A 24,533-nucleotide genomic window follows, 5' to 3' on the forward strand; every position below is an offset into this window, starting at 1 on the left:
GCCCGCATGCATCGGCCGGCCCGCCTCGGCCGATGCATGCGGGCGAGATCCTGGAACATCTGGCGGCGCGCGGCTTCGGCGTGCCGGGCCAGGATCCGGTCGCCGCCCTCAACACCCGCCTGTGGAAGCGCTCGGGCCCCGGCGGTCCCCTGCGCCGCCTCGGCGACGCCGTCTACGACCGGGCCGGCGAGCCCGGTCCGGAGGGTTTCGGGCCGGCGGGGGGCTGGCCGGCCTGAGCGCCGGCCCGAGCGCGGGTCCGAGCGGCCGGCCCGCTGCCGCGTCCGCGCGCCCAGGATCGTACCGCCTTCCCTGGTCGAAGGGTTCGGTCAGGCCCGCACCGCCGTCATTCCGGGGCGCGTGCTGAGCGAGCCCGGGCCGGCAGCGGGCGGGCCGGTATGCGCCCCGGTGTGCGGATCCGGTCGGGCCGGAGGCCGCAGAGCCCGACCGGGGCCCAACGATCGGGCATCGCCCCAAATCCGGGGCGCGTCCCCGGTCCCTCGCAAGTTCCTCGAAAGTCCCTGGCAAGTGCCTGGCAAGTGCCTGGCAAGTGCCTGCCAGGTCCATGGCAAGCCCGTCCGAGATCGGCGGCCCCTGCGGCCGGCCTGTATCCGGAAGCAGGCCCGGAAGCGGGCCAGGGCGCGTGCCGGAGCGCCTCGCCCGCCTGATCCGGGGTGCGCAATAAAACTTCTGCGTGGATGGTCTTGAATACTCAACTAACAGTCGCATGGTTGGTGCCCGCCGGGTCGCGTCCGACGCGGGCCTGCGGCGCAAAAATCTCACATTCTGACATGTAAACAAAGGCTTAGGATGGATTATCCACGTACCCGCCGGAGTTGGGGTACCGCGTGCCGGACGCTTTAACGTTGTGCACAATCAGGACATGAGCCAATCATCTCTCACCTTTTCGTGCGGTCCTGCGATATTTCTGGGGTGAAATCACAGGAAATGGCAGACTTTTCGAAACACCCGGCAATATACCCTCTTGACCAAGACAGGCACGGACTCGATCTTCCGGATCGAGGCGAAGGGGCCCGCAATGGATGAGGTCATGGAAGAGCAGCACACCGACCGTATCGATCTCGCGGTCGAGATCGTTGCAGCCTATGTGGCGAACAACTCGATCCCGCCCGGTGATCTGCAGGGGCTGATCACCTCTGTGCACGCTGCCCTCGTCGGATTGTCGAAGCCCACCGACGGTGATGCAGCGGCCGTCGAGAAGCTGACGCCTGCCCAGATCCGCAAGTCGATCACCCACGACAACCTGATCAGCTTCGAGGACGGCAAGCCCTACAAGACGCTGCGGCGCCACCTGACGCTGCGGGGTCTGACCCCCGAGGCCTACCGCGAGAAGTGGGGCCTGCCGCGGGACTACCCGATGACCGCGCCGAGCTACTCGGCCCAGCGCTCCGAACTCGCGCGCGCCCTCGGCCTCGGCCAGCAGCGCCGCAAGTCCCGGGCGGCGCCCCCCGCGATCGAGGTCGAGGAGGTTCTTGCCGTCGAGGAGCCGGCCCCCGAGAAGCCGGCCCGCGGCCGCCGCCGCAAGACCGAGGCCGCCGAGTAGCGGTCCGGGCGGGGGCGATGTCCGACGGTGCCGCTCTCCTGGCCATCCTGGGGGCCGTGCTGCTCGGCGCGATGAGCCCGGGGCCGAGCTTCCTCCTGATCAGCCGGATCTCGGCCGCCCGCTCGCGCTCCGAAGGGCTCGCGGCCGCGCTCGGCATGGGTCTGGGCGCCGCCCTGTTCGGAACGCTCGCGCTCGTCGGGCTCGGGAGCCTGCTCTCCGCCGTGGACTGGCTCGCCGCCCTCCTGCAGGGGGTCGGCGGGCTCTACCTGCTCTATCTGGGCCTGCGCATCTGGCGCGGGGCCGCCGCGCCCCTGCCGGAGGCTGGCGGGGCGGGTGATTCGCCCGCGGGCGGATCCCTGGCGCGCGCCTTCGGCGCGGCCCTGCTGACCCAGCTCGGCAACCCGAAGACCGCCCTGGTCTACGGCAGCCTGTTCGCGGCCCTGCTCCCCACCGCGCCCGCTCCCTGGCTGCCGCTCGTCCTGCCCCTGCTGATCCTCGCGGTGGAGACCGCGTGGTACGGGCTCGTCGCCCTCGGATTCTCGGCGCCGCGCCCGCGGGCGGTCTATCGGCGCGCCCGGATCTGGATCGACCGCGCCGCGGGCGCCGGGCTCGGGCTGATCGGCGCGCGGCTCGTCCACGAGGCGCTCAGCGCGCGCCGCGGCTGAGGCGGTGTCCGGATGAACGGTTCGGTCGATCGAGCCGTGCGGGCCGGTATCGTGCGCCGATCCGCGACCGAGCCTCCTCTCCCTATGGGACAGGGGACCGGCGCCCTGTCCGTGAGATGAGAGGTTCGGAGACCGCGTAATCGAAGCGATCGGCCCGAAACGGCATGAGCGCCGACGGAAGCCCACATCCCGTGCCCGGCTGTCTCGCACCGGCTTCCGCCTTCCGGCGAGCCCTGCCCGTCGCGCAGGGCCGGCTCCCGCCGCGGGCGGTGGCGCCCGGCGCGCGCTTTGCCATGTTGGGCGCATCCCGCACTGCAACACCCGCGCGACGCGGGTCCTTCCGGATGCTCCGCATGGCTTCATCACCGGCCGTCCCACCGGTCGCCGGCCGCTCGGCCGTCCGTCCCATCCTGGCGCTCGCCGCCGCCGCCTTCGGCATCGGCACCACCGAGTTCGTCATCATGGGCCTGCTGCCCGAGGTGGCCTCCGATCTCGGCGTCAGCATCCCGCAGGCGGGCCACCTCGTCTCGGCCTACGCGCTGGGCGTGGTGGTGGGCGCGCCGATCGTGGCGGTCGCCACCGCCGGCCTGCCGCGCAAGGCCGCCCTGCTCGCCCTGATGCTGATCTTCCTCCTCGGCAACCTCGCCTGCGCGCTCGCCCCGAGCTACGGCCTGCTGATGCTGGCGCGCATCGCCACCGCCTTCGCGCACGGGGCCTTCTTCGGCATCGGCGCCGTGGTGGCGCGCGACCTCGTGCCCCGGGAGCGGCGCACCCAGGCCGTCTCGCTGATGTTCGCCGGTCTGACGCTGGCCAACGTGCTGGGCGTGCCCTTCGGCACGGCGCTGGGCCAGGCGCTCGGCTGGCGCGCCACCTTCTGGGCGGTGGTCGGCATCGGGGTCGCCGCACTCGCCGCCATCCAGGCCTTCGTGCCGGGCGGGCTGCCGGGGCAGCGCGGCGGCATCCTGCGCGAGTTCCGGGCGCTCACCCGCTGGCCGGTCCTCGTGCCGATGCTGGTCTCGACGCTCTCCTCGGTGAGCCTGTTCGCCCTGTTCACCTACATCACGCCCTTCCTCACGGGGGTCACGGGCTTCAGCCCCGGCGCGGTGACGGGTGTGCTGTTCGGCACCGGGATCGGGCTCACCCTCGGCAACCTCGCGGGCGGGCGGCTGGCCGACCGCAACCTGCCGGCGACGGTGCTGGGCGGCTTCCTCGGCGTCGCCGCCGCCCTGGCGCTCCTCGCGGCCCTCGGGCCGCATCCGGTGCCGGCGGTGGCCCTGCTGGTGCTCTGGAGCGGGCTCGCCTTCGCGCTGGTCTCGCCGCTGCAGGTCTGGGTGGTGGAGGCGGCCCGCGAGGCCCCGAACCTCGCCTCGACCCTGAACCAGGGCGCGTTCAACCTGGGCAACGCGCTGGGCGCCTGGCTTGGCGGCACGGCGCTGACGCTGGGGGTCGGCTACCGCTTCCTGCCGCTGATCGCCGCCGCCGTGGCGTTGGCGGGCCTCGCCCTGACGCTCGCGGCCCTGCGCGGCCGCGCCGGCGCGGCGATGCCCCAGGCCACCTGAATCCGGGGATCCCCGAGGGCCTCAGGCCCTTTCGGCGCCTTAAGGCGCTGCAGGCGGGATCCCGGGGCGCGCAGCCCCGGGCTGGCGCAGCCATGTCCTTGGCGCAGCCAAGCAGCAGGGCTCTGCCCTGCACCCGCCAAAGGTCTCAGACCTTTGGAAACCGGGCCTTTCAGCATCTGAGCCTGTCCTATCGTGCATGGCTCGGCGCAAAAGTGTGATTATTTCGTTAATCACCTGCGCGGGCTGCATATCGCACCCGCACACGGTTCTGTTGTTGCAGTGCAGCAGAGGGCGCATCTTCGGGTCGACAGCAATCCCGAGCCGGAGCACCCCGCGATGAGCACCCTGACCCAAGCCGTCACCGATTTCCCGGCCGCCGAGACCCCCGCCCGCGGCTGGTTCGCCCACATGATCCAGCTCTGGCTGGAGCACCATGCCCGCGTCCTCGAGATGGGCGTCGAGCCCTTCTGACGGCCTCTCCCGGACCGGGAGCGTCGGGGGTCGGTGCCGCGGGGCGCCGGCCCCTTCTCGCGTCGGCGGGTCCCCTCAGGCCCGCGCGAGGTCGCCCAGCAGCCCGGCCGCCACGCTCGCCTTCGACACGGTGAGCCCCGAGGCGGCGATCCCTGACACCGCGTCGCGGATGCGGGCGAGCGCCGGCCCGCGGGCCGCGATCCAGGCCTCGACCGCCTCCGGGCCGGCGCCGCCGTCGCCCACCACCTCGGCGGTCAGCGCCCGGTGGGCCCGGGCGATGCCCGCCACCGCCCGCTCCAGCGCGACCCGGTCGAAGGTGTCGGCGACGGGCGCGGCCCGCGCCTCCGCGGCGAGGTTGCCCAGGCGGAATGCCCGCTCCAGGGCGAAATGCGTCGCGGCGATCTCCGCCACCGGCCGGCCGCTGGTCTCGGCCACCCGCACGATGTCGGGCGCGGCCGTGAGCCGGCCGAGCGCCGCGAGCCGGGCCGCCGCGGCGGCGCCGAGACCGAGGCCCGCCAGCTCCGCCCGGCGCGCCTCCAGCGCCGCGCGGGCCTCCGCGTCGAGCACCTCGGGCAGCGCCGCCACGAGCGCGCTCACCCCGTCGCGGTAGCGCGCCACCACCGGAGCGATCCCGCCCGAGAGGTCGATCTCCCGCAGGAACCACGTGATGCGCCCGGTGAGCAGGTCCTGCACCGCCGCGTAGAGGTCGAGCTGCGCCGCGCCCGGGATGCGGCCGGCCAAGCCGTCGATGGCCGCGTTCAGCTCCATCAGCCCGAAGGCGTCGCGGGTCACCGCGTAGGCGCGGGCGATCGAAGCGGGCTCCGCCCCCGCCTCGTCGGCGAGCCGGGTGACCAGCGAGATGCCGCCCCGGTTGACGATGATGTTGGACAGCGCCGTCGCGATGATCTCGCGGCGCAGCCGGTGCCCCTTCACGGCGTCGGGGAATTTCTCGCGCAGGGCCCCGGGGAAGTAGCGCTGGAGCTCGCGCTCGAAATAGGGGTCGTTCACCGCCGGGCTCGCCAGCAGCGCGTCGTAGAGCGCGAGCTTGGCGTAGGCGAGCAGCACCGCGTATTCGGGCCGGGTCAGCCCCTCGCCCCGGCGCAGGCGCTCGGCGAGCGCGGCGTCGTCGGGCAGGAACTCGACCGCGCGGTCGAGGCGCCCCTCCGCCTCCAACACCTGCATGGTGCGGGCGGCAAAGCCCGCCTCGCCGGCCCCGCGCCGCTCGGCGAGCGAGAGGGCCAGCGTCTGGAGTTCGTTGTTGCGCAGCACCAGCCGGGCGACCTCGTCGGTCATCGCAGCGAGCAGGCTGTTGCGATCCTCAGCGCCCAGGCGCCCGTCGCGCTCCGGCGTCATCAGGGCGATCTTGATGTTCACCTCGACGTCCGAGGTGTTCACGCCCGCCGAATTGTCGATCGCGTCGGTGTTGAGCCGCACGCCGGCGCGGGCCGCCTCGATGCGCCCGCGCTGGGTGAGACCCAGATTGGCGCCCTCGCCGACGACCTTAGCGCGCAGCTCCGTGCCGGTGATCCGCACCGCGTCGTTCGCCCGGTCGCCCGCATCCGCGTCGGTCTCGGCGCCCGCGCGCACATAGGTGCCGATGCCGCCGAACCACAGCAGGTCGACGGGCGCGCGCAGGATCGCCTGCATCACCTCGGCGGGCGCGGCCTCCGCCCGGTCGATGTCGAGCACCCGGCGGATCTCGGGGGAGAGCGGGATCGCCTTCAGGCTGCGGGAGAACACGCCGCCGCCCCGCGAGATCAGACCCCGGTCGTAGTCGGCCCAGGAGGAGCGGGGCAGGCCGAACAGGCGCTTGCGCTCGGAAAAGCTCGCGGCCGGGTCGGGATCGGGGTCGAGGAAGATGTCGCGGTGGTCGAAGGCCGCCACCAGCCGCAGGCTCTGCGACAGCAGCATGCCGTTGCCGAAGACGTCGCCCGACATGTCGCCGACGCCCGCCACCGTCACCGGATCGGCCTGGACGTCCACGTCCATCTCGCGGAAGTGGCGGCGCACCGCCTCCCAGGCGCCCCGGGCCGTGATGCCCATGCCCTTGTGGTCGTAGCCCTGGCTGCCGCCCGACGCGAAGGCGTCGCCGAGCCAGTGACCCCGCTCGATCGAGAGCGCGTTGGCGATGTCCGAGAAGGTGGCGGTGCCCTTATCCGCCGCCACCACCAGATAGGCGTCGTCCGGGTCCTGCCGCACGGTGTCGGCGGGCGGCACGATCTGACCGTCCACGATGTTGTCGGTGAGTTCCAAGAGCGCCCGGATGAAGACCCGGTAGCTCTCGGTCCCCTCGGCGAGCCAGGCGGCCCGGTCGGAGGGAGGCGGCAGGCGCTTCGGGTAGAAGCCGCCCTTGGCGCCCACCGGCACGATCACCGCGTTCTTCACCTGCTGGGCTTTGACGAGGCCCAGGATCTCGGTGCGAAAATCCTCCGGCCGGTCGGACCAGCGCAGGCCGCCGCGGGCGACGTAGCCGTAGCGCAGGTGCACGCCCTCGACGCGGGGGCTGTAGACGAAGATCTCGAAGAAGGGCCGGGGCAGCGGCATGTTGGCCACCGCCGCGCAGGCGAACTTGACGCTGATCGTCTCGCGCGGGGCCCCGTCCGGCCCGGCCTGGTAGAGGTTGGTCCGGACGGCCGCCTCCACGAGGTTGACGAAGCGGCGCAGGATCCGGTCCTCGTCGAGGCTCGTCACCTCGGCGAGGCGGGTCTCCAGCTCCTCGCGCAGGGCGCGCTGCGCCGCCTCGCGGTCCGTGCTCAGCCCCGGATCGAAGCGGGCGCGGAACAGGGCGACGATGCCGCGGGCGATCGCCGGGTGGCGGCTCAGGGTCGCCGCGAGGTAGTCCTGGCCGTAGCGGATGCGGAGCTGGCGCAGGTAGCGCCCGAGGGCGCGCAGCAGCGCCGCCTCGCGCCAGGGCAGGGCGGCCTCCAGCACCAGCCGGTTGTAGCCGTCGGACTCGGCCCGGCCCTCGCCGACCGCGATCAGCGCCTCCTCCAGCGGGCGCTCCAGCGCCGCGAAATCGACCGCCGCGCCGGAGGCCCGCTCCAAGAGCATGTCGTGCAGCCAGACCCGGGCCCCGTCCGGCGCGGTGACCCGGTAGGTGCGCTCGTCGATCACCCGGAAGCCCATGTTCTCCAGAGCCGGCACCCGGTCGGAGAGGGCGAGCGCCGCGCCGCGGGAGAACACCTTGAGGCGGACCTGGGAATCCGGATCGGCGTCGCGCCGGCCGAGATCGGCGGCGCGGGGATTGGATTCGGCGAGCCGCTCCAGGATCGCGATGTCGGCCACCGCGACCTCAGGCGAGAAATTCTCCCGGTAGGCCGCCCCGAAGGCCTCCGCGTAGGCCCCGAACAGGCGGCGCGCCTCCGGGCCGTCGCGGGATTCCGCCAGCGCCGCCCGCAGCCCGTCCGCCCAGGTGCGCACCAGCGCGCCGACGCCGGCCTCCAGCACGCCCGGGTCGCGCTCGGGCGCGCCCGCCGAGAGGCCGACGATGACGTGGAGCCGGGCGAGCGGCCCCTCCGGCATGTCCGCGTAGGAGGCCGAGAGCCGCCCGCCGTAGGATTCGGCGAGGTAGGCGCCGATCCGGGCGCGCACGCGGGTGTCGTAGCGGTCCTTCGGCACGTAGACGAGGAGCGAGACGAAGCGGCCGAAGCGGTCGATGCGCGAGAGCACCCGCACCCGGGGCCGGTCGGCGAGGTCGGTGATGGCGAGCGCGAAGCGGGTCAGGCGCTCCACGTCGATCTGGTAGAGGTCGTCGCGCGGGTAGGTCTCCAGCACCGCGATCAGGCCGCGGCCGGCATGGCTCGTCGGGTCGAGCCCGGCGCGCGCCACCACCGCCGCCACCTTGCGGCGCAGCACCGGCACCTCGCGGGCGGGCGCCGTGTAGGCCGAGGCGGTGAAGAGGCCGACCACCCGCAACTCGCCCGCGAGCGCGCCCGCGTCCGAGAACAGCTTGATGCCAACATAGTCGAGATGGGTGGCCCGGTGGACGCGCGACTTGACGCTGGCCTTCGAGATGATCAGCGCCTGCGGCTCGGCCAGGAAGGCCCGGATCTCCGGGCTGAGGCCGACGAGCTCCCGGCCCCGGCGCAGGACCGCGAGCGCGGGATCGCGCAGCACGCCGAGGCTCGCCCCCTCGGCCTCCGTCTCGGTCCCGTCCGCGGAGAGGCCGTGCTCGCGCAGGCCCAGCACCGTGAAGTGCCCGTCGAGCAGCCACCACAGGAAGGCGCGGGCCTCGTCGATCTCGTCCGCGGGCAGGGGCGTCGGGCCGGTGCCGTAATCCGCGGCCAGCGCCTCCAGGCGCTCCAGCATGGCGGGCCGGTCGGCATCCACCACCGCGACATCGGTGAAGGTCGCCGCGAGCCCGGCCTCCAGGCGGCGGCGCGGCTCGCCCTCCAGGCGGTCGAGGTGGATCTGGATCAGGCTCTCGCGGGCGAGGTCGCCCGCGGCCTCCGCCGTGGTCTCGCCGACGACGCGCAAGAGGGCGCCCGCTTCGTCGCGCTCGACCCCGAGGATCGGGTGGGCGACGAGGAGCGGCACGAGCCCCTGGCCGGTGAGTTCCGCGAGGCAGGAATCGAGCAGGAAGGGCCGGTTGTCGTTGACGGCCTCGACGAGGGTCAGGTCGCGCGGCCGTCCGTCCCGGGTGACGGTGACGTCGTGCAGCCGCACGCTCGCCGCCTCGCCCGGCCGGTGCGGCTCGGCGAGGTGCGCGCGGGCGCGGGCGGCGAGTTCGGCGAGCGCCGCGGCGGGGTAGGGGCCGAGATCCTCCGGCGGCACCCGCCCGAACAGGTCGCGCACGAAGCCGCCCGGCTCGCCCCGCCCCTCGGCCGCGCCCGCGGCGGCCTCGATCAGGTCGGAGCGGGCGGATTTGGCCGCGGCGCTGGCGAGCGCGGTGGCGGTCTCCAGGGCGGGTGCCGGGCCGGGCTCCGGGGCGGAGGGGGGGACGGCGTCCGGATGGGTGTCCATGGCCATGGAATCTCTCGCGAATCGGGGGCAACCGTAGGTCTAGCTAGGGCCGGCGACGGCTCGAAGTCGACCGCGGCGCGGGCAGGGGCGTGACGGCGGGTGCGGGCTGACACCCGCGGCCGCCCCGCGGGCCGTGACCCCGAGGGGTGCCCGCACGGACCCGTGACCGCCCATCCCCATCGCCCCCGCGCGCGCTAGCTCCGCCGCGGGAGGCACCCGCCGCGGCGGCCGGTCGGGACCGCCTGCTGCCCGCATCGCCGCCCCAGGGGATTCTCCGCGTGACCTATCCGACCACCACGGCCTTCTTCGCCGGCCTGTTCGCCCTCGTCTATCTCGGCCTCGCCGCCTGGGTGGTGGCGGGCCGCGTCTCGGGCAACACGCTGTTCGGCAACGGCGACGACGCCCTGACCCGGCGGGTGCGCTCCCACGCCAATTTCGGCGAGTACGTGCCGCTCGCGCTGATCCTGATCGGGCTCTACGAGGCGGGCGGGGGCGCGCACGGGCTCGTCACCGGCCTCCTCGTCGTGCTGCTGATCGCCCGCCTCGCCCACCCGGTCGGCATGCTGGCGCCCACGAATTCGCCGCAGCAATTCGCCTGCCGGGGCGGCGGCATCCTGGCGACCTTCGCCGTGCTGGCCGTGGCCGCGGTCGCGCTGCTCCTGCGGGGCTGAACCTCCGGAACCGTGCTCTGAATGCGATCTATACAACTTTTGGTTTTACAGTTCAGGCCGTGTGTGCTGCGGCACATGCGGTCCGGAACACAGATTTCGCAGGGCTGTTGTGCAGACATGACAGGCCCGGACAGCCGGGCCGCAAGAACAGAAGGCCCTGAGAGACCATGAAGACCCGCATCGCCGCCGCCGTCGCCGCCCTCGCCCTCGCGGCCGCCCCGGTCTCCGCCATGGCCTACGATGCCTACGGTTACGGCGCGCGCTACACCGGCTTCGTCCCCTACGAGGCGGGCTTCGTCGGCGCTCCGCTCGGCGTGCACGACACCCCCTTCTACGCGGCCTGCCCGATGGACTCGGCCGCGGAGGGCAACGCCAACCAGCAGACCCGGCCGGTCAAGCAGTACGGCCAGACCTCGGGCGGCTACCGCTGCTGAGATCGCCCGCAGCGATCCGCGTCCCGGCCCCCGGGATCCGCGCCACCGACCGGAAGGCCGCCCCAGGGCGGCCTTTTTCGCGTTCCGTACCAAGGTCGGGGTCGCACGCTTGCGGGCGGTTCAATGCGGGTATATGCCCGTATCCATGTCATCCGAATCGGGCGATCCGCCCCAAGATCCGCCCCAAGATCCGCCTCGAGATCCGTCGCGCGATCCACCCTGCACCTGCACGGCCCTGCGCCGGGCCGCCCGCGCGGCCACCGCGTCCTACGACGCGGCCCTGGCGCCCGTGGGCCTGCGGGTGACGCAGTTCGCGATCCTGCGCATCCTCGCCCGGCTGGGGCCGCTGCCGGTGACCCGGCTCGCCGAGGAGGCCGCGCTCGATCGCTCCACCATGGGGCGCAACCTCGACCCGCTGGAGCGGCGCGGCCTCGTGCGGCTCGAGCCCGACCCGCGGGACGGGCGCGCCCGCGTGGCGACGCTGACCGGGGACGGGCAGGCGGCGATCGCGGCCGCCCTGCCGCACTGGCGCGCCGCGGAGGCCCGGCTCGGGGGCCGCCTCGCCCCCGGCGCGCTGGCGGCGCTGGTCGCCGCGCTCGCGCCCGCCCCGCACGCCTGATCGCCCTGACCTTCCTCGAGACGAGAGCCCGAACCATGGCGGAGCAGCCCCCGACCCGCGCCCCGGCAGATCTGGATCACCGCCTGCACTACGCCTGGGTGGTGGCCGGGGTGACCTTCGTGGTGCTGCTGATCGGCGCCGGGATCCGGGCCACGCCCGGCATCCTGATCGTCCCGCTGGAGCGCGAGTTCGGCTGGTCGACGGCGACGATCGGCGCGGCGGTGGCGGTCAACATCTTCCTCTACGGCATGATCGGCCCCTTCGCGGTGGCGATCATCGAGCGGTTCGGCCTGCGCCGCTCGGTCTGCGCCGCGCTCCTCGTGCTCGCCGCGGGCACCGCCGCGACGGTGTTCATGCGGGCCTCCTGGCAGATGGTGGCGCTCTGGGGCGTGCTGGTGGGCTCCGGCAGCGGCATGGTGGCCAACGTGCTGGGCGCCACCGTCGCGGGCCGCTGGTTCGGGCGCCACCGCGGCCTCGTGGTGGGGTTGCTGACGGCGAGCAGCGCCACGGGCCAGCTCGTCTTCCTGCCGCTGCTCGCCCACATCGTGGTCGATCACGGCTGGCGCGCGGTGGCGCTGACCGTGGCGGCGACCGCGCTCGGCCTCGTCCCGCTGGTGGCGCTGCTGATGCGCGACCGCCCGGCCGATCTCGGCCTGCCCCGCTACGGCGAGCGCGTGCTCCAGCCGGCACCGAAGGGCGGGGTGAACCCGGCCCGGCGCGCGCTCCAGGGCCTCGCGGCGGGGACGCGCCACCGCGACTTCTGGCTCTTGGCCGGCACCTTCTTCGTCTGCGGCGCCTCGACCAACGGGCTGATCGGCACCCACCTGATCCCGGCCTGCCTCGACCGCGGCATCCCGGAGGTGACGGCGGCCGGCATCCTGGCGCTGATGGGGATCTGCGATCTCCTAGGCACCACGGCCTCGGGCTGGCTCACCGACCGGGTCGATCCGCGCAAGCTGCTGGCGTGGTACTACGGCCTGCGCGGGCTCTCGCTGATCTTCCTGCCGCAGGCCTTCGACGGCAGCCTCTACGGCCTCTCGCTGTTCGCCGTGTTCTACGGGCTCGACTGGATCGCCACCGTGCCGCCGACCGTGGCGCTGGCCGGCCGCTCCTTCGGCGAGGAGAACGCCGCGCTGATGTTCGGCTGGATCGCGGCGGCCCACCAGATCGGCGCGGCCTGCGCGGCCTGGGCGGCGGGCGCGGTCCGCACCGGCACGGGCGACTACACCTCGGCCTTCGTGGCGGCGGGCTTCCTCTGCCTCGTCGCCGCCGCGATGGCGATGCTGATCGGCCGGGACGCCCCGCGCGCCGAGCCGGTGCCGGCCTGAAAGGTCCCGGGGATCCCCAAGGGCCTCAGGCCCTTGGGCGGGGTCCCGGGGCGCGGAGCCCCGGGATTGGCCGCTCCGTCCCGGCTCTGCCGGGTCGGAGCGGCCAAATGCAGGGTTCCACCCTGCACCCGCCAAAGGTCTCAGACCTTTGGAATCCATGACCTCTCGGGACCGGCTCAGCCCGGTGCCCGGGACGTCAGCCGGTAGAACGCCCCGAGGCCCGCGAGGAACACCGCGAGCCCGAGCCAGGTCGCGGCCGGGCCTTCCAGCCCCAGCGCCAGCACGCCGGAGCGGCCCGAGAGCCAGTCGGCCCCGGCGAGCAGCACGCCGACGCAGCTCTCCCCGACGAGGAACCCCGAGGCCAGCAGCACGCCCCGCCGCCGCGCCGCCTCGACCGCGCCCCCCCGCTCCGCCTCCGGGGTGCGGCGGCGCAAGGCGCGCTCGGCGAGAAAGCCCAGGACGCCGCCCAGCGCGATCGTCATCTCGACGCTGAGCGGCAGGTACATGCCGATGCCCACCGTCAGCGCCGGGAAGGTGAGCCCGCGCCGCCGCAGCCGCGCCTCGACCACGACCAGCACCGCCCCGAGGCCGAGGCCGATCAGCACCATGGTCCAGGGCAGCGAGCCGCCCACGATCCCGGTGGCGATCTGCGTCACCAGGGCGGCCTGCGGCACCGCCATCGCGGCTTCGGGCGCCATGCCCTCCCGCGGCAGGGCGCCCACGAAGCCGTAGGCCTCGTAGAGCAGAGCCATCAGGGGCGCGATCACGGCCGCGCCCACCACCACGCCGACGATCAGCACCGTCTGCTGGCGCCAGGGCGTGGCATCGACGAGCTGGCCGGTCTTCAGATCCTGCAGGTTGTCGTTGGCGATGGAGGCCGTGGTGACGATGACGGCGGCCACCAAGAGGGCGGCGGCCACCACGAAGCGCTCGCCCTCGGGGCCCGCCGCGCGGCCGAGCAGCAGCGGCAGCAGCAGGGCGGCGGCCATGGTGGTGAGGATGCCGATCCCCGAGATCGGGCTCGACGAGGAGCCGAGCAGGCCCGCGAGGTAGCCGCAGGCCGCAGCCATCAGGAAGCCGAAGACCAGCACGAACAGGGTGAGCACGCCGACCAGCACCGGCAGCATCCCGCCGAGCCCGGCGCCCGCCGCGAAGCTCCAGACGAGGCCCGCGAGCGGCAGGCTCAAGAGCAGCGCGCCCCCGGCGATCCAGGGCAGCGGCAGGTCGCGCTCCTGGCGGGGCAGCCGGCGCATGGCGTGCTCCGCCCCGGCCGCCCGGGCGCTCGCCAGCGCCGAGCGGACGCTGCCGAGGATCGGCCCCGCCAGCGAGCCCACCGTCCAGAGGCCGCCCACCGCGATGATGCCGGCCCCGATCAGGCGGACCTGATCGGCCCAAACCGTCTGCGCCGCCTCGGCCGGGGTGCCGGCATGCTCGCCGACCGCGGTCAGCACCGGCACGGCGATGCCCCAGGCGATGACGACGCCGGTGAGCACCGCGAGGCAGGCCCCGATGCCGACGAGATAGCCGACGCCGACGAGCGCCAGCGAGAAGCCAGTGCCGAGCCCGAACACCGCGCCGCCCGCGACGAGCGCGCCCCGCACGCCCTCGGCCAGCACCTTCAGCCCGTTGGTGGCGAAGCCGACGAGGCCGGCCACCGCGGCGGCGGTGAGCAGCGTGGCGAGGCCGCGCTCGTTCCGGCCGCCTCGCGCCTCTCCCTCGGGCCCGTGCTCCTGGCCGGTGCGCAGCACCTCGGCGGCGGCGACGCCCTCGGGATAGGGCAGGCCCTGGCCCATCACGAGGGCGCGCCGCAGCGGGATCGAGAAGGCGACGCCGAGGAGCCCGCCGATCAGCGTGATCCCGGCCGTCTCCCAGAACGGAAAGCCGTGCCAGTGCCCGATCAGCACGAGGCCGGGCAGCACGAGGATGACGTTGCAGAGCGTGCCCGCGGCCGAGGCCTGCGTCTGCACGATGTTGTTCTCGAGGATGCCTGAGCCGCCGAGCAGCCTGAGGCAGCCCATCGAGATCATCGCGGCGGGGATCGAGGACGAGAAGGTCATCCCCGTCTTCAGGCCCATATAGACGTTGGCCGCCATGAACACGACGGTGATCGCCGCGCCCAGCGCGAGGCCCCGGGCGGTGATCTCGGCGGCGTCCCGGTGGCCCGCGGCGCGGCCCGCTTCGGCGCCGGGGGCGGGGGGTGTCGGCTGGTCCATCGCGCTCCGGACGGGCAGGGGGCCCCGCGGGCGGGACCGGGCGGTGCCGTGCGACCCCCGCGGCGACCCTCTCGGCGCCGGCCGCTGGGCCTCACGGGCCAACCGGCCAAGGCCGCGCGCGTTCCGCGCAGCCTGCCGCTCGGCCGGCCGCTCAGCCGGCCGCGCGCCTCTCGGCGCCGTCCGCCCGGCCGTCCTCGATGCCGAGGGCGTTGTGGGCGATCCAGAGCAGCGCCCGGGTCGGGGACAGGGCGGGGGCGTAGCGGTAGCCCTGCAGGACGGGACAGCCGAGGTCGCGCAGGACCAGGGCCTGCGCCTCCGTCTCCACGCCCTCGGCGACGACCCCGACCCCCAGGGAGCGGGCGAAGGCCAGGATGGCCCCCGTCAGCGCCCGGTCGCGCCCCGGATCCGCGATGCCGCCCACGAAGGCGCGGTCGATCTTGAGCCCGTCGAAGCCGAGCCCGCGCAGGGCGTCGAGCGAGGCGTAGGCCATGCCGAAATCGTCGATGACGACCTCCACGCCGAGCGCCCGGATCGCCTCGACCTGCGGGCCGCAGCGTTCCGTCCCGTAGGCGGCCTGCTCGGTGATCTCGACGGCCAGACACGACCCGGCGAGCCCGTGCGCGGCCAGCTCCGCGGCGATCAGCTCGGCCGGCGCGCAGGCGTCGAACACGTCCGGCGCGAGGTTGACCGAGACGCGGACGTCGCCGCGCCCGCACGCCTCCAGCTGCGCGGCTATCCGGCAGGCCTGTCGGACGACGTGGCGCGTCAGCGCCGCCGAGAGGCCGGCCGCGGCGGCGGCGGCGACCGTCCGCGGCGGCGGCACCGCGCCGTGCCGCGGATGGTGCCAGCGCAGCAGCGCCTCGAGCCCGCAGGCGCGGCCGGTCCCGGCCTCCACCTGCGGCTGGAACCAGACCGCGACCGCCTCCGCCTCCAGGGCCTGCGCGAGATCGTCGGCGAGGCCGGCCCAAGGTCCGTCGGCAGAGCGGTCCTCGGCAGAGCGGTCCTCGACGCTGGGGGCGCCGGCAGCGGGGGCCGGCCCGGCCCGCACGGGCGCGCGCAGGCTCTCGTCGAAGCGGCGCCAGCCGCCGCGGCCGTCGGACTTGGCCGCGTAGAGCGCGAGGTCGGCCGCGATCTGCAGCTCCGGCCGGGTCCGCCCGTCGCGGGGGAAGCGGGCGATGCCGAGGCTCGCCCCAGCCGTGACCGCCTGACCGGCGCGGTCGGAGGGGAGGTCGAAGGGGCGGCCGAGCGCCTGCACGATCCGGTCCGCGAGCGCCCCGTCCTGCCCGTCCATCCGCTCCCGGAAGACCAGGAGGGCGAACTCGTCGCCGCCGAGGCGCGCGGCGACGTCCTCCGGCCCCAGCAGGGCCCGGAGCCGGCGCGCCACCTCCACCAGCACCGCGTCGCCGGCGGCGTGGCCGTTCGTGTCGTTGATCGCCTTGAAGCGGTCGAGGTCGATCAGCATCGCCGTCAGCTCGCCCTCGCCCCGGGCGGCCCGCACCAGCCGGTCCTCGAAGGCCCGCCGGTAGGCGGCCCGGTTGGCGAGATCCGTGAGGGGATCGTGGTTGGCGGCGTGGTCGAGTTGGCGCATCGCCGCGGTGGCGGCGACGTTGGCGCGCTGCAGGGACTCGGCCAGATGGGCGGCCTCGTGGCGCAGGCGCGCGGCGCCGACGAAGTTCCGCTCCGCCCGGCCCGCGGCGCGCACCATCAGGATGGTCAGGAGCAGGAGGTTGACGCCCACGATCTGCGAGTGTGCCGCCTCGCCGGTCATGAAGATGATGATCAGGATGATGCTGTTCGGCAGGACGAAGGCGAGGGTCGAGACGCGGTTCGTGAGGTTCTGGATGACCGAGCCCGCGTTGAGGCCGCAGAAGGTCAGGCCCGTCTCGATGTTGTGGGCTTGGCCGGCCTGGGCGCAGGCGACGAGGGCCCAGGCCCAGCACAGGCCCGACGCCAGCGCCCCGATCCAGGCATAGGTCAGGACCCGGTCCGGCGCGGTGTCGATCAGGCCCCGTCTCCGGATGGTCCGGGCGATCCAGAGGCGCACGAGGTTGATGGCCGCGTTGAGCGCCACCCAGCCCACGACGACGCCGGGCGCCATGGCCTCCCACATCATGTGCGAGAAGGAGAGCGAGACGAAGATGTTCGCCCCCAGCGTCAGGGGCATACTCGCCATGAGCACGTCGAGCTGGTCGCGCTTGATCAGGCAGTCAACGTTTTCTGATTGTATCGACATTGATATGCAACTGAAAGAATAGGCGCTGCGCTTTGATGGCGCTTTGTTGTTCATAAGGGGGTGAGCGAAGTTAAAATCCCGCTTATTCTGATGCGGGGCGTGCGCGATGCGTGGCAAGTCTTGCCGCGCGCGACGCGTGTTCCCCGGGACGCTCCGCGCGGCCGGCCCGCGTCTCGACGGCCGCCTCGCGAGCCTGTAGGCCCGTGCGGCACGTTGCCGGAGGCCGCCCGATGAAGCAGCTCGACGCCATCATCGCCTGGACGCCCGTCCGCTGGGCGGAACTGCGGCCCGAGACCGCCGGCCAGGTCGCGGTGCTGCCGCTGCCCGACACGGAGGGCGCGGCCCGGCGCTACATGATGCGCGCGGGCGCCAGCTCCTCGGCCCTGCAGGCGATGTCCGAGGAGGCCCGCATCGCCCGGCTGTTCATCGACTTCCAGACGCTGGTGGTGCGCGACGGGCTCGACCCGCAGGCGGTGCACCGGGCCTTCCTCGCCATCGACGAGTACCGCTTCCGCATCGCCCCGGACACGGAGGGCGCTGAGTTCGAGGACCCGCCCGAGGAGGATTGAGACCTGTGGCCGCGGGCGCCCCTTCGCCCCGGCCCCGCCCGCCCTAGTTGAGGGCTCCCGAAGCGTCCTTCTGTGTCGCCCTTCGCGGAGGCCTCGATGTCCCTGTCCCGCCGCGCCCTGCTCGCTGCCGGCGCGCTCGCCCCGCTCCTGCCCCGCCGCGCCGCCGCCGAGGCGGGGCTGATCCGCCGGCCGATCCCGAAGAGCGGCGAGATGCTGCCGGCGATCGGCATCGGCACCTCGCGCCGCTACGAGGTCGAGCCCACCCCCGACAAGGTGGCACCGCTGGAGGAGGCGGTGCGCCGCTTCGTCGAACTCGGCGGCTCGGTGATCGACACCGCGCCGAGCTACGGCACCGCCGAGGACGTGCTGGGGAAGATCTTCGCCAAGGGCGACCTGCGCCAGAAGGTGTTCCTGGCCAGCAAGGTGAGCGCCTCCGGCGCCGAGGGCGGCCGGGCCGAGATCCAGCGCTCGTTCGAGCGGATGGGCGTCGACGTGATCGACCTCGTGGCGGTTCACAATCTCATCGACACGAAGACGAACCTCGCCACGCTGCGCGACCTGAAGGACCGGCGAAAGATCCGCTACGTCGGCGTCACGGTCTGGCGCGACGGGCAGTTCGACGCCCTCGAGCCGGTGCTGCGGACCGAGCCCCTCGACTTCGTGCAGGTGAACTACGCGGTCGACAACCGGGCGGCGGCCGAGCGGGTGCTGCCGCTCGCGGCGGAGAAGGGCGTGGCCGTGATGGTCAACGTGCCGTTCGGGCGCGACCGCCTGTTCAAGGCGGTGCAGGGCAAGCCGCTACCCGATTTTGCCAAGGCCTTCGGCTGCGAGACCTGGCCGCAATTCTTCCTGAAATACGTCCTCGGCCACCCGGCCGTGACCTGCCCGATCCCCGGCATGGCGAAGGTCGCCTACGTCGAGGACAACTGCGCCGCCGCGCGCGGGCGCCTGCCGGACGCCGCCGAGCGCCGCCAGATGGAGGCCTTCATCGATGCGCTCTGACCTCACCCGCCGCGCCGGTCTGGCGCTCGGCCTCGCGCTGGCGCTCGCCGGCCCCGCCGCGGCCGAGCCCAAAGAGGCCGAGCCCAAGATTGCGGACGCGCCGATGACGATCGCGGTGATCGGCGGCGGCAATATCGGCGGCACGATCGGCCCGCTCTGGGCCAAGGCCGGGCACACGGTGACCTTCGCCTCGCGCCACCCGGAGGCGCTGAAGCCGCTCGCCGACTCCGCCGGGGCCCGCACCGGCACGCCCGAGGAGGCGGTGGCGGCGAGCGACGTCGTGTTCCTGGCGGTCCCCTACAAGGCCTATCCGGATCTGTCGAAGAGCATCGGCCCGGCGCTCAAGGGCAAGGTGGTGCTCGATGCCGGCAACGCCACGAAGGCGCGCGACGGCGAGCTCTTCGACGCGGTCCAGGCGGAGGGCATCGGCGCGACCTCGGCGAAGTTCTTTCCCGGGGCCAAGCTCGTGCGCGCCTTCAACGCGGCGAATTACCGGGTCTTCGCCAAGAACTCGGCCAAGAACGCGGCCAAGAACGCGGCGGGCCGTGAGGGGGGCCGTGAGGGGGGACGGATGGCGATCCCGATCGCGGGCGACGATCCGCAGGCGCTGAAGGTCGCCGAGGGGCTGGTGCGCGACGCCGGCTTCGAGCCGCTGGTGGTCGGCGGCCTCGGGGAAGCCTCCAAGTTCGCGATGGGCTCGCCCGGCTTCGGCCACGATCTCACCGCGCCGGAGCTGCGCGCCAAGCTCGGGCTGGCGCAGTGAGGGCTCAGCGCTCTCCCCTCTGCGGGGGAGGGTACCCTGCGAAGCAGGGGGAGCCGGGACGAAGTCACGCAAGAGGGGAGCCCAGCGTCAAGAGTGGGGATGGCCTTCATGCAGGGCACAGCCCGATCCTGAAGCTGGGTTCCCCTCACCCGACCCCTGCTGACGCAGGGGTCACCCTCCCCCGCAGAGGGGGGAGGGTGGGCTCTCATGGCTGACATCGTCCCCCCTCGCCCCGTCCTCGCCCGCCTGATCGATGTCCGCCCCGGCGAGGGACGGGTGCTGGCCTGGGCCTGGGCCTACATCTTCGCGATCCTGGCGGCCTACTACGTGCTGCGGCCGATCCGCGACCAGATGGGGGTGGCCGGCGGGATCGAGAACCTGCCCTGGCTGTTCACCGCCACGCTCGTCGGCATGCTGGCGCTCAACCTGCCCTTCGCGTGGCTGGTCAAGCGCCTGCCCCGCGCCCGCTTCGTGCCGCTGACCTACCGGTTCTTCGCCAGCCACATCCTGCTCTTCGCGCTGGCCCTCTACGGGGCGCCGCCCGAGTGGGACGTCTGGATCGGGCGGGTGTTCTTCGTCTGGCTGTCGATCTTCAACCTGTTCGTGGTCTCGATCTTCTGGGCCACCATCGTGGACGTGTTCTCCACCGAACAGGGCAAGCGCCTGTTCGGCTTCATCGCGGCGGGCGCGACCTTGGGCGCCATCGCGGGCTCGAGCCTGACGGCGGGCCTCGCCCGCTCCGTGCCGACCTGGGGGCTGATGCTCGGCGCGGTGCTGCTGCTGGAGGCGGCGGTGTTCAGCATGCGCGGGCTCGCCCGCCACGCCGCGGGGCTGCACCGGGTCCCGGCCGAGGCGGAGGCGCGGGCCGCGCCGATCGGCGGCAGCGTGTTCGCGGGCATCACCCGGACGCTCGCCTCGCCCTACCTCCTGAACATCAGCCTGTTCCTGCTGCTGTTCGCGGTGACCTCGACCTTCCTGTATTTCGAGCAGGCGGGCATCGCCAAGCGCAGCTTCCCGGACCGGGCCGCGCAGACGGCCTTCTTCGCGAGCGTCGATCTCGCGGTGAACGTGCTGACGCTCGGCGTGCAGCTCTTCCTCACCGGGCGCATCACCCGGGCGATCGGCGTCGGTCCGACGCTGGCGATCCTGCCGGCTCTCAGCGTGCTGGGCTTCGCGGCGCTGGCGGTCTCGCCCACCATCGCGGCGATCGTGGCGTTCCAGGTGCTGCGGCGCGCCGGCAACTTCGCGATCAGCCGGCCGGTGCGCGAGGTGCTGTTCACGGTGGTGCCGCGCGAGGACCGCTACAAGGCCAAGAGCTTCATCGACACGGTGGTCTACCGCCTGGGCGATCAGGTCGGCGCGTGGTCCTTCGCGGGGATCGGAGCGCTGGGCCTCGGGGCGACCGCGGCGGCGATCGTGGCGGTCCCGCTCTCGGCCGCCTGGCTCGTCAACAGCCTCTGGCTCGGCCGGGAACAGGCGCGCCGCGCGCAAGAGGCGGAAGGCGCGACGCCGGACGGGCACGGGGCTGGGATCTGAGGGGCGTTCCGGCTCATCACCCCGGATGCCGCGCCTGCCCCTACTCGGCGCCCCCCACGGGGTAGCTCCGCCCCTTCCAGGTCGCGGCGCCGGCGCGCTCCCGGCGCAGCAGCACGTTCCACTGGATGGCGAGCGCGGTCAGCACGATCAGCGGGTGCAGCGGGATCGTCGCCGCCGGTTCGCCGGTGCCCAGCGTCACCGCCGCCCGGGTGCCGAGCGAGAGGGCGAGGGCGGCGAGCGCGTAGGCGAGGGCGGCGGGCGGCAGGGCGCCGAGGAGCCCGGCCGCGACGAGCCCCCAGGGCAGGACGTGGCCGAGCAGCAGCAGAGCCGTCCAGACCGGCAGGGCGCGCGGCGTCGCCATGCCCTCGTGGGCGTTCTTCGAGAAGCCCGCCCAGGCCTCGCGAAAACCCCCATACATCCGGCAGAGGGCGAGGTCGCGGCCCAGCGCGAGGTCGGTGCGCAGGCCGTGGCGGCGGAAGAGGCGCGGCAGCCGCACCCCGTCGTGCAGGGAGGCCCGGATGGCGCCGTGGCCGCCGGTCTCCGCGTAGGCGGCGCGCGTCGCCAGGATCATCTGCCCGCAGGCCGCTCCGAGGCTCGGGTGCAGCGAGCGGCGCATGGCGAGGACCGGCAGGTAGCCGACGAGCAGCAGGTTGATCATCGGCACGGTGAGCCGCTCGCCCAGGCTGTCCATGCGCTGGCGCGGCACGGCGCTGACGAGCCCCGCCCCACCCCGCCGGGCCTGGGCGGCGAGGCGCGCGGCGGCCTCGGGCGCGAGCTGCACATCGGCGTCGATGAACAGCAGGAACGCGCCCCGCGCTCTTGTGGCGAGGTACGCGCAGGCGTTGTTCTTGCCGGTCCAGCCCTCGGGGAGCGGCGGGACGGCTTCGAGGCGCAGGCGCGGATCGCGGGCGGCCATCGCCCGCACGAGCGCGGCGGTGCCGTCGGTCGAGTGGTCGTCGCCGACCAGGACCTCGACGGGCGTGCCGGTGCTCCCGAGCGCGGCCGCCAGCGTCGGGCCGATCCGCTCGGCCTCGTTGCGGGCCGGGATCAGGATCGAGACGAGGCCGGAGCCCGCAGGTCCAGGGTCCGGCTCGGGCGTCGGCGTGCGCAGCAGGGCGAGGTTCAGGACGGCGAACAGCGCGGGCTGGGCCGCGACGATCAGGCAGGCGAGCGCCAGCCCGGTGAGCAGGGCGTCGGCGGTCATGGATTCCGGATCATGGTGCGGGCTTCCGGGAGCTGGGCTCGGTCCCGGGCTCGGTCCTATGAGCCGGGTCGAAGCGGCGGCCGGCGACGAGCGCCCCGAGCCGCCGCCAGAGGTCGTAGACGCCGCCGATCCCCTTGCGGCCGGCGACGAGCGCGCGGAACCGCTCCGGCTCGCGGGCGACCACGTCGGCGCTCAGCCGGTCGAGGGTGGCGGTGAGCTCGCGCTCCAGCCGGGCGAGGCGCTCGGGGCGGGGCAGGGCGAGGAGGTCGCGGGCCAGGATCGGTGCCCCGAAGGCCGCGAAGGCCTCCGCGCCGCGCTCCTCCCAGAAGGCGTACTCGACGGCCAGCGGCAGCACGAGGGCGTCGGGAGCGATCTCGGGCAGCCGGGCGACGCCGGGGCGCAAGGCCAGCGGCCTTGCGCGCACGTCGCTGAAGCGCCCCTGCGCGGTGATCCAGAGCATCCGGTGGGGCGCCGCGAGGATGGCGCGGGCATGGGCCAGGAACGCCGCCGCCCCGCGCGGGCTGTCGAGATCGACCCCGAAGGCGCCCATCCGCTCGAAGATGCGGTACTTGCCGAGCACGGCGGCGTCGAAGGGGGCGCGGCCCTCGCGGCCGGGAAAGAGCCGGCCCGCCAGTACGATCAGCACCGCGGCGTCCCACCAGGCCGGGTGGTTGCAGTAGACGACGATCGGGCCCGGATGGTCGAGCCCCCGCGGCTCGCCCCAGCGGGCAAGCCGCAGCGCGTTGAGGTGGCGCCCCACGAAGCGCTCGAAATAGCCGAGCATGAACCCCCAGAGCCGGGGCGAGACGGGGTGGAGATCGGCCGCCTCGCGCCGTCCGGGCCGTCTCGGTTCCGCCACGCGCCGCGCCTCCGCCGGGGCGGCCGCGCCGCCCTCGGGATCAATCGGGGGCGGGGCAGGGGGTTCGGAGAGCGTCATGCCGACTGGCGGAGGCCGCCTCGGGCGTCCTGGTCGTGCGCGTCGGCGGCGATCCAGCCGGACATCATCACCATCGGCATGCCGGGGCCCGGATGGGCGGCGCCGCCCGCGAGGTAGAGGTTGCGCACCTGCCGCGAGCGGTTGCCCGGCTTGAAGGCGCCCATGACGCGGCCGTGCGAGGCCAGCCCGTAGATCGCGCCGTTCAGCACCTTGTAGCGGTCGTGGATGTCCTGCGGCGTCAGGTGGCGCTCGACCACGATGCGCTCCTCGAGATCCGGCATCCCGGCCGTGCGCTTGAGCTTGTCGAGGATCACCTGCCGGTAGGCCGGGAACATCGTCGACCAGTCGTGGTGGGGCCGCAGATACGGCGTGTGCACCAGCACGTAGAGCGCTTCGCCGCCCTCGGGCGCCACCGAGGGGTCGGTGGAGGAGGGGGCGGCCAGATACGCGGTCGGGTCGGGCGCGGGCTCGCCCCGCCGGTAGATCCAGTCGAACTCCTCCTCGGGATCGCGCGAGAACACGAAGTCGTGGTGGTTCAGGTGCTCGTAGCGCTTGTTGAGGCCGAGATAGAGCACCACGCCCGAGCAGGCGGGCTCGGGGTTCTTCTTCTCGTAGGCCCGGCCGACCTCGCCGCCGACCAGCTCCTTGTAGGTCCGCACCGAATCCATGTTGGAGATCACGGCGTCGAAGGCGGCGGTGCCGTCCCGCGTCCGCACGCCCCGCACCGCGCCGTTCTCGATGTCGAGGCCCGTCACCTCGGAGCCGGGCTTCAGGGTCGCGCCGAGCTCGCCCGCGAGCTTGGCCAGCGCCTCGGCCACCGCGCGGGTGCCCCCCATCGGGTACCAGACTCCGTCCGCCGTCTGCATGTGGGCGATGGCGCAGAGCACCGCCGGCGCGCCGTAGGGCGAGGAGCCGACATACTGCACGAAGTGGTCGAGCATCTGGGCGAGGCGGGCGTCCTTCACCTTGCCGCGGATGGTGCTGGCGACCGAGGCGTGCATGCGCAAGGAGAGCACATCCCGCAGGGTGCCGGGGTTCATGTTCGCCCGGATGTTGATCGTGTCGAACAGGTCCTCGACCGGCTTCCAGAAGAAGAATTTTTCCGAGACCCCGTGCAGGTGCTCGGAGATGGAGAGGAATTTTTTATAGCCCTCCCCCGCGCCGGCGCCGGGCACGAAGCGGTCCATCTCCGCCGCCATGGTGGCGACGTCCTGCATCAGGTCGATCCGCGTGCCGTCGTCGAAGAAGCAGCGCCATTGCGGGTCGAGGCGGCGGAGATCCAAGTAGTCGTTGATGTCGCGGCCGGCTTCCGAGAAGATCCGCTCCAGCACGCGGGGCACCGTGAGGATGGTCGGCCCCATGTCGAAGCGGAAGCCGCCCTCGTGCAGCACCGCGGCCTTGCCGCCGAGCCAGTCGTTCTTGTCGTAGAGGGTGACGCGGTGGCCGCGCGCCGCCGAGACGCAGGCGGCGGCGAGCCCGCCCAGGCCGCTGCCGATGACGGCGACCGAAGAACCCTGGTTCATACCGAACACCACTCCTGCTGCAGCGAGGCCTGCACAAGAGAAGCTAGACCTTGGCAGTTCTCCGTCAACGCGCGGCGGTGTCGCGCGACGGCACCGCGAAGGCCGGACACGTCCCCGCGGCCGGCCCCGGGGAGCCCGGTCCGCCGCCGAACCGGTCGGACGGCTGTGCGCGCCCGGCAGCTCGATCCGCGCGGCGTTCCGCCCCAGCAGGCCTCCACGCCGCTCCGCGCGTCCAAGTCCCTCGAAGGAGCTTGCGATGCGCGGATTGCAAAACTCTAGGTAA

18 protein-coding genes and 1 pseudogene are annotated in these 24,533 nt (G+C 73.6%); 13 read left to right on the forward strand and 6 right to left on the reverse strand.

Translation table 11 applies throughout. The features are described 5' to 3' along the window. From MFF54_RS06895 to MFF54_RS27620, 5 genes and pseudogenes are all read left to right on the forward strand, one after another. Positions 1–236, forward strand: a pseudogene (locus tag MFF54_RS06895) (hypothetical protein); the annotation flags it as partial. An 800-nt stretch (positions 237–1,036) separates the two neighbouring features. After that, a complete protein-coding gene (locus tag MFF54_RS06900; RefSeq protein WP_238301917.1) occupies positions 1,037–1,561 on the forward strand; it encodes a Ros/MucR family transcriptional regulator in 525 nt (174 codons plus the stop codon). A gap of 17 nt (positions 1,562–1,578) precedes the next feature. Next, positions 1,579–2,226 (forward strand): LysE family translocator, encoded by a 648-nt coding sequence (locus tag MFF54_RS06905; RefSeq protein ID WP_238301882.1) that lies wholly within the window; start codon positions 1,579–1,581, stop codon positions 2,224–2,226. Between the two features lie 353 nt (positions 2,227–2,579). Further along, positions 2,580–3,785 (forward strand): MFS transporter, encoded by a 1,206-nt coding sequence (locus tag MFF54_RS06910; RefSeq protein WP_238301883.1) that lies wholly within the window; start codon positions 2,580–2,582, stop codon positions 3,783–3,785. 336 nt (positions 3,786–4,121) lie between these two features. Continuing rightward, entirely contained in the window at positions 4,122–4,256 is a 135-nt protein-coding gene (locus MFF54_RS27620) for a hypothetical protein (protein WP_283206261.1), read from the forward strand. A gap of 75 nt (positions 4,257–4,331) precedes the next feature. Here the strand turns inward: MFF54_RS27620 and MFF54_RS06915 are convergent, their stop codons facing one another. Further along, positions 4,332–9,218, reverse strand: a complete 4,887-nt coding sequence (locus tag MFF54_RS06915) for an NAD-glutamate dehydrogenase (protein WP_238301918.1) — start codon at positions 9,216–9,218, stop codon at positions 4,332–4,334. Positions 9,219–9,496: 278 nt separating this feature from the next. Between MFF54_RS06915 and MFF54_RS06920 the strand changes: the two genes are divergently transcribed. From MFF54_RS06920 to MFF54_RS06935, 4 genes are all read left to right on the forward strand, one after another. Next, entirely contained in the window at positions 9,497–9,889 is a 393-nt protein-coding gene (locus MFF54_RS06920) for an MAPEG family protein (protein WP_238301884.1), read from the forward strand. Between the two features lie 167 nt (positions 9,890–10,056). Next, entirely contained in the window at positions 10,057–10,323 is a 267-nt protein-coding gene (locus MFF54_RS06925) for a hypothetical protein (protein WP_238301885.1), read from the forward strand. Between the two features lie 145 nt (positions 10,324–10,468). Further along, a complete protein-coding gene (locus tag MFF54_RS06930; RefSeq protein WP_238301886.1) occupies positions 10,469–10,942 on the forward strand; it encodes a MarR family winged helix-turn-helix transcriptional regulator in 474 nt (157 codons plus the stop codon). Between the two features lie 35 nt (positions 10,943–10,977). Then, complete coding sequence (locus MFF54_RS06935) at positions 10,978–12,270, forward strand: MFS transporter (protein ID WP_238301887.1); 1,293 nt, start codon at positions 10,978–10,980, stop codon at positions 12,268–12,270. 176 nt (positions 12,271–12,446) lie between these two features. Here MFF54_RS06935 and MFF54_RS06940 read toward each other — a convergent pair whose 3' ends face one another. Continuing rightward, positions 12,447–14,483: an OPT family oligopeptide transporter gene (locus tag MFF54_RS06940; protein ID WP_238301888.1), complete on the reverse strand. Its 2,037-nt coding sequence runs from the start codon at positions 14,481–14,483 to the stop codon at positions 12,447–12,449. Positions 14,484–14,634: 151 nt separating this feature from the next. After that, entirely contained in the window at positions 14,635–16,656 is a 2,022-nt protein-coding gene (locus tag MFF54_RS06945) for a putative bifunctional diguanylate cyclase/phosphodiesterase (protein ID WP_238301889.1), read from the reverse strand. Positions 16,657–16,946: 290 nt separating this feature from the next. Between MFF54_RS06945 and MFF54_RS06950 the strand changes: the two genes are divergently transcribed. The 4 genes from MFF54_RS06950 (at position 16,947) to MFF54_RS06965 (ending at position 20,586) form a co-directional block, all read left to right on the forward strand. Continuing rightward, positions 16,947–17,285 carry a hypothetical protein gene (locus tag MFF54_RS06950; protein WP_238301890.1) on the forward strand — a complete coding sequence of 113 codons (339 nt, stop codon included), beginning with the start codon at positions 16,947–16,949 and terminating at the stop codon, positions 17,283–17,285. Positions 17,286–17,381: 96 nt separating this feature from the next. Next, a complete protein-coding gene (locus MFF54_RS06955) occupies positions 17,382–18,287 on the forward strand; it encodes an aldo/keto reductase (RefSeq protein WP_238301891.1) in 906 nt (301 codons plus the stop codon). Continuing rightward, positions 18,277–19,050, forward strand: a complete 774-nt coding sequence (locus tag MFF54_RS06960) for an NADPH-dependent F420 reductase (protein ID WP_238301892.1) — start codon at positions 18,277–18,279, stop codon at positions 19,048–19,050. Before MFF54_RS06955 ends, MFF54_RS06960 begins: the two co-directional genes overlap by 11 nt. A gap of 207 nt (positions 19,051–19,257) precedes the next feature. After that, entirely contained in the window at positions 19,258–20,586 is a 1,329-nt protein-coding gene (locus MFF54_RS06965; protein WP_238301893.1) for an NTP/NDP exchange transporter, read from the forward strand. A gap of 40 nt (positions 20,587–20,626) precedes the next feature. Here MFF54_RS06965 and MFF54_RS06970 read toward each other — a convergent pair whose 3' ends face one another. The 3 genes from MFF54_RS06970 to MFF54_RS06980 form a co-directional block, all read right to left on the reverse strand. Continuing rightward, the gene (locus MFF54_RS06970; protein ID WP_238301894.1) at positions 20,627–21,790 is read right to left on the reverse strand and encodes a glycosyltransferase family 2 protein; all 1,164 of its coding nucleotides are present in this window, start codon (positions 21,788–21,790) and stop codon (positions 20,627–20,629) included. A gap of 10 nt (positions 21,791–21,800) precedes the next feature. Continuing rightward, complete coding sequence (locus tag MFF54_RS06975; RefSeq protein WP_238301919.1) at positions 21,801–22,574, reverse strand: lysophospholipid acyltransferase family protein; 774 nt, start codon at positions 22,572–22,574, stop codon at positions 21,801–21,803. A 149-nt stretch (positions 22,575–22,723) separates the two neighbouring features. Beyond that, complete coding sequence (locus MFF54_RS06980; protein WP_238301895.1) at positions 22,724–24,250, reverse strand: phytoene desaturase family protein; 1,527 nt, start codon at positions 24,248–24,250, stop codon at positions 22,724–22,726. Positions 24,251–24,533: the final 283 nt, after the last annotated feature.

The organism is Methylobacterium gregans, assembly GCF_022179245.1.
GTDB classification, from domain to species: Bacteria; Pseudomonadota; Alphaproteobacteria; order Rhizobiales; family Beijerinckiaceae; genus Methylobacterium; species Methylobacterium gregans.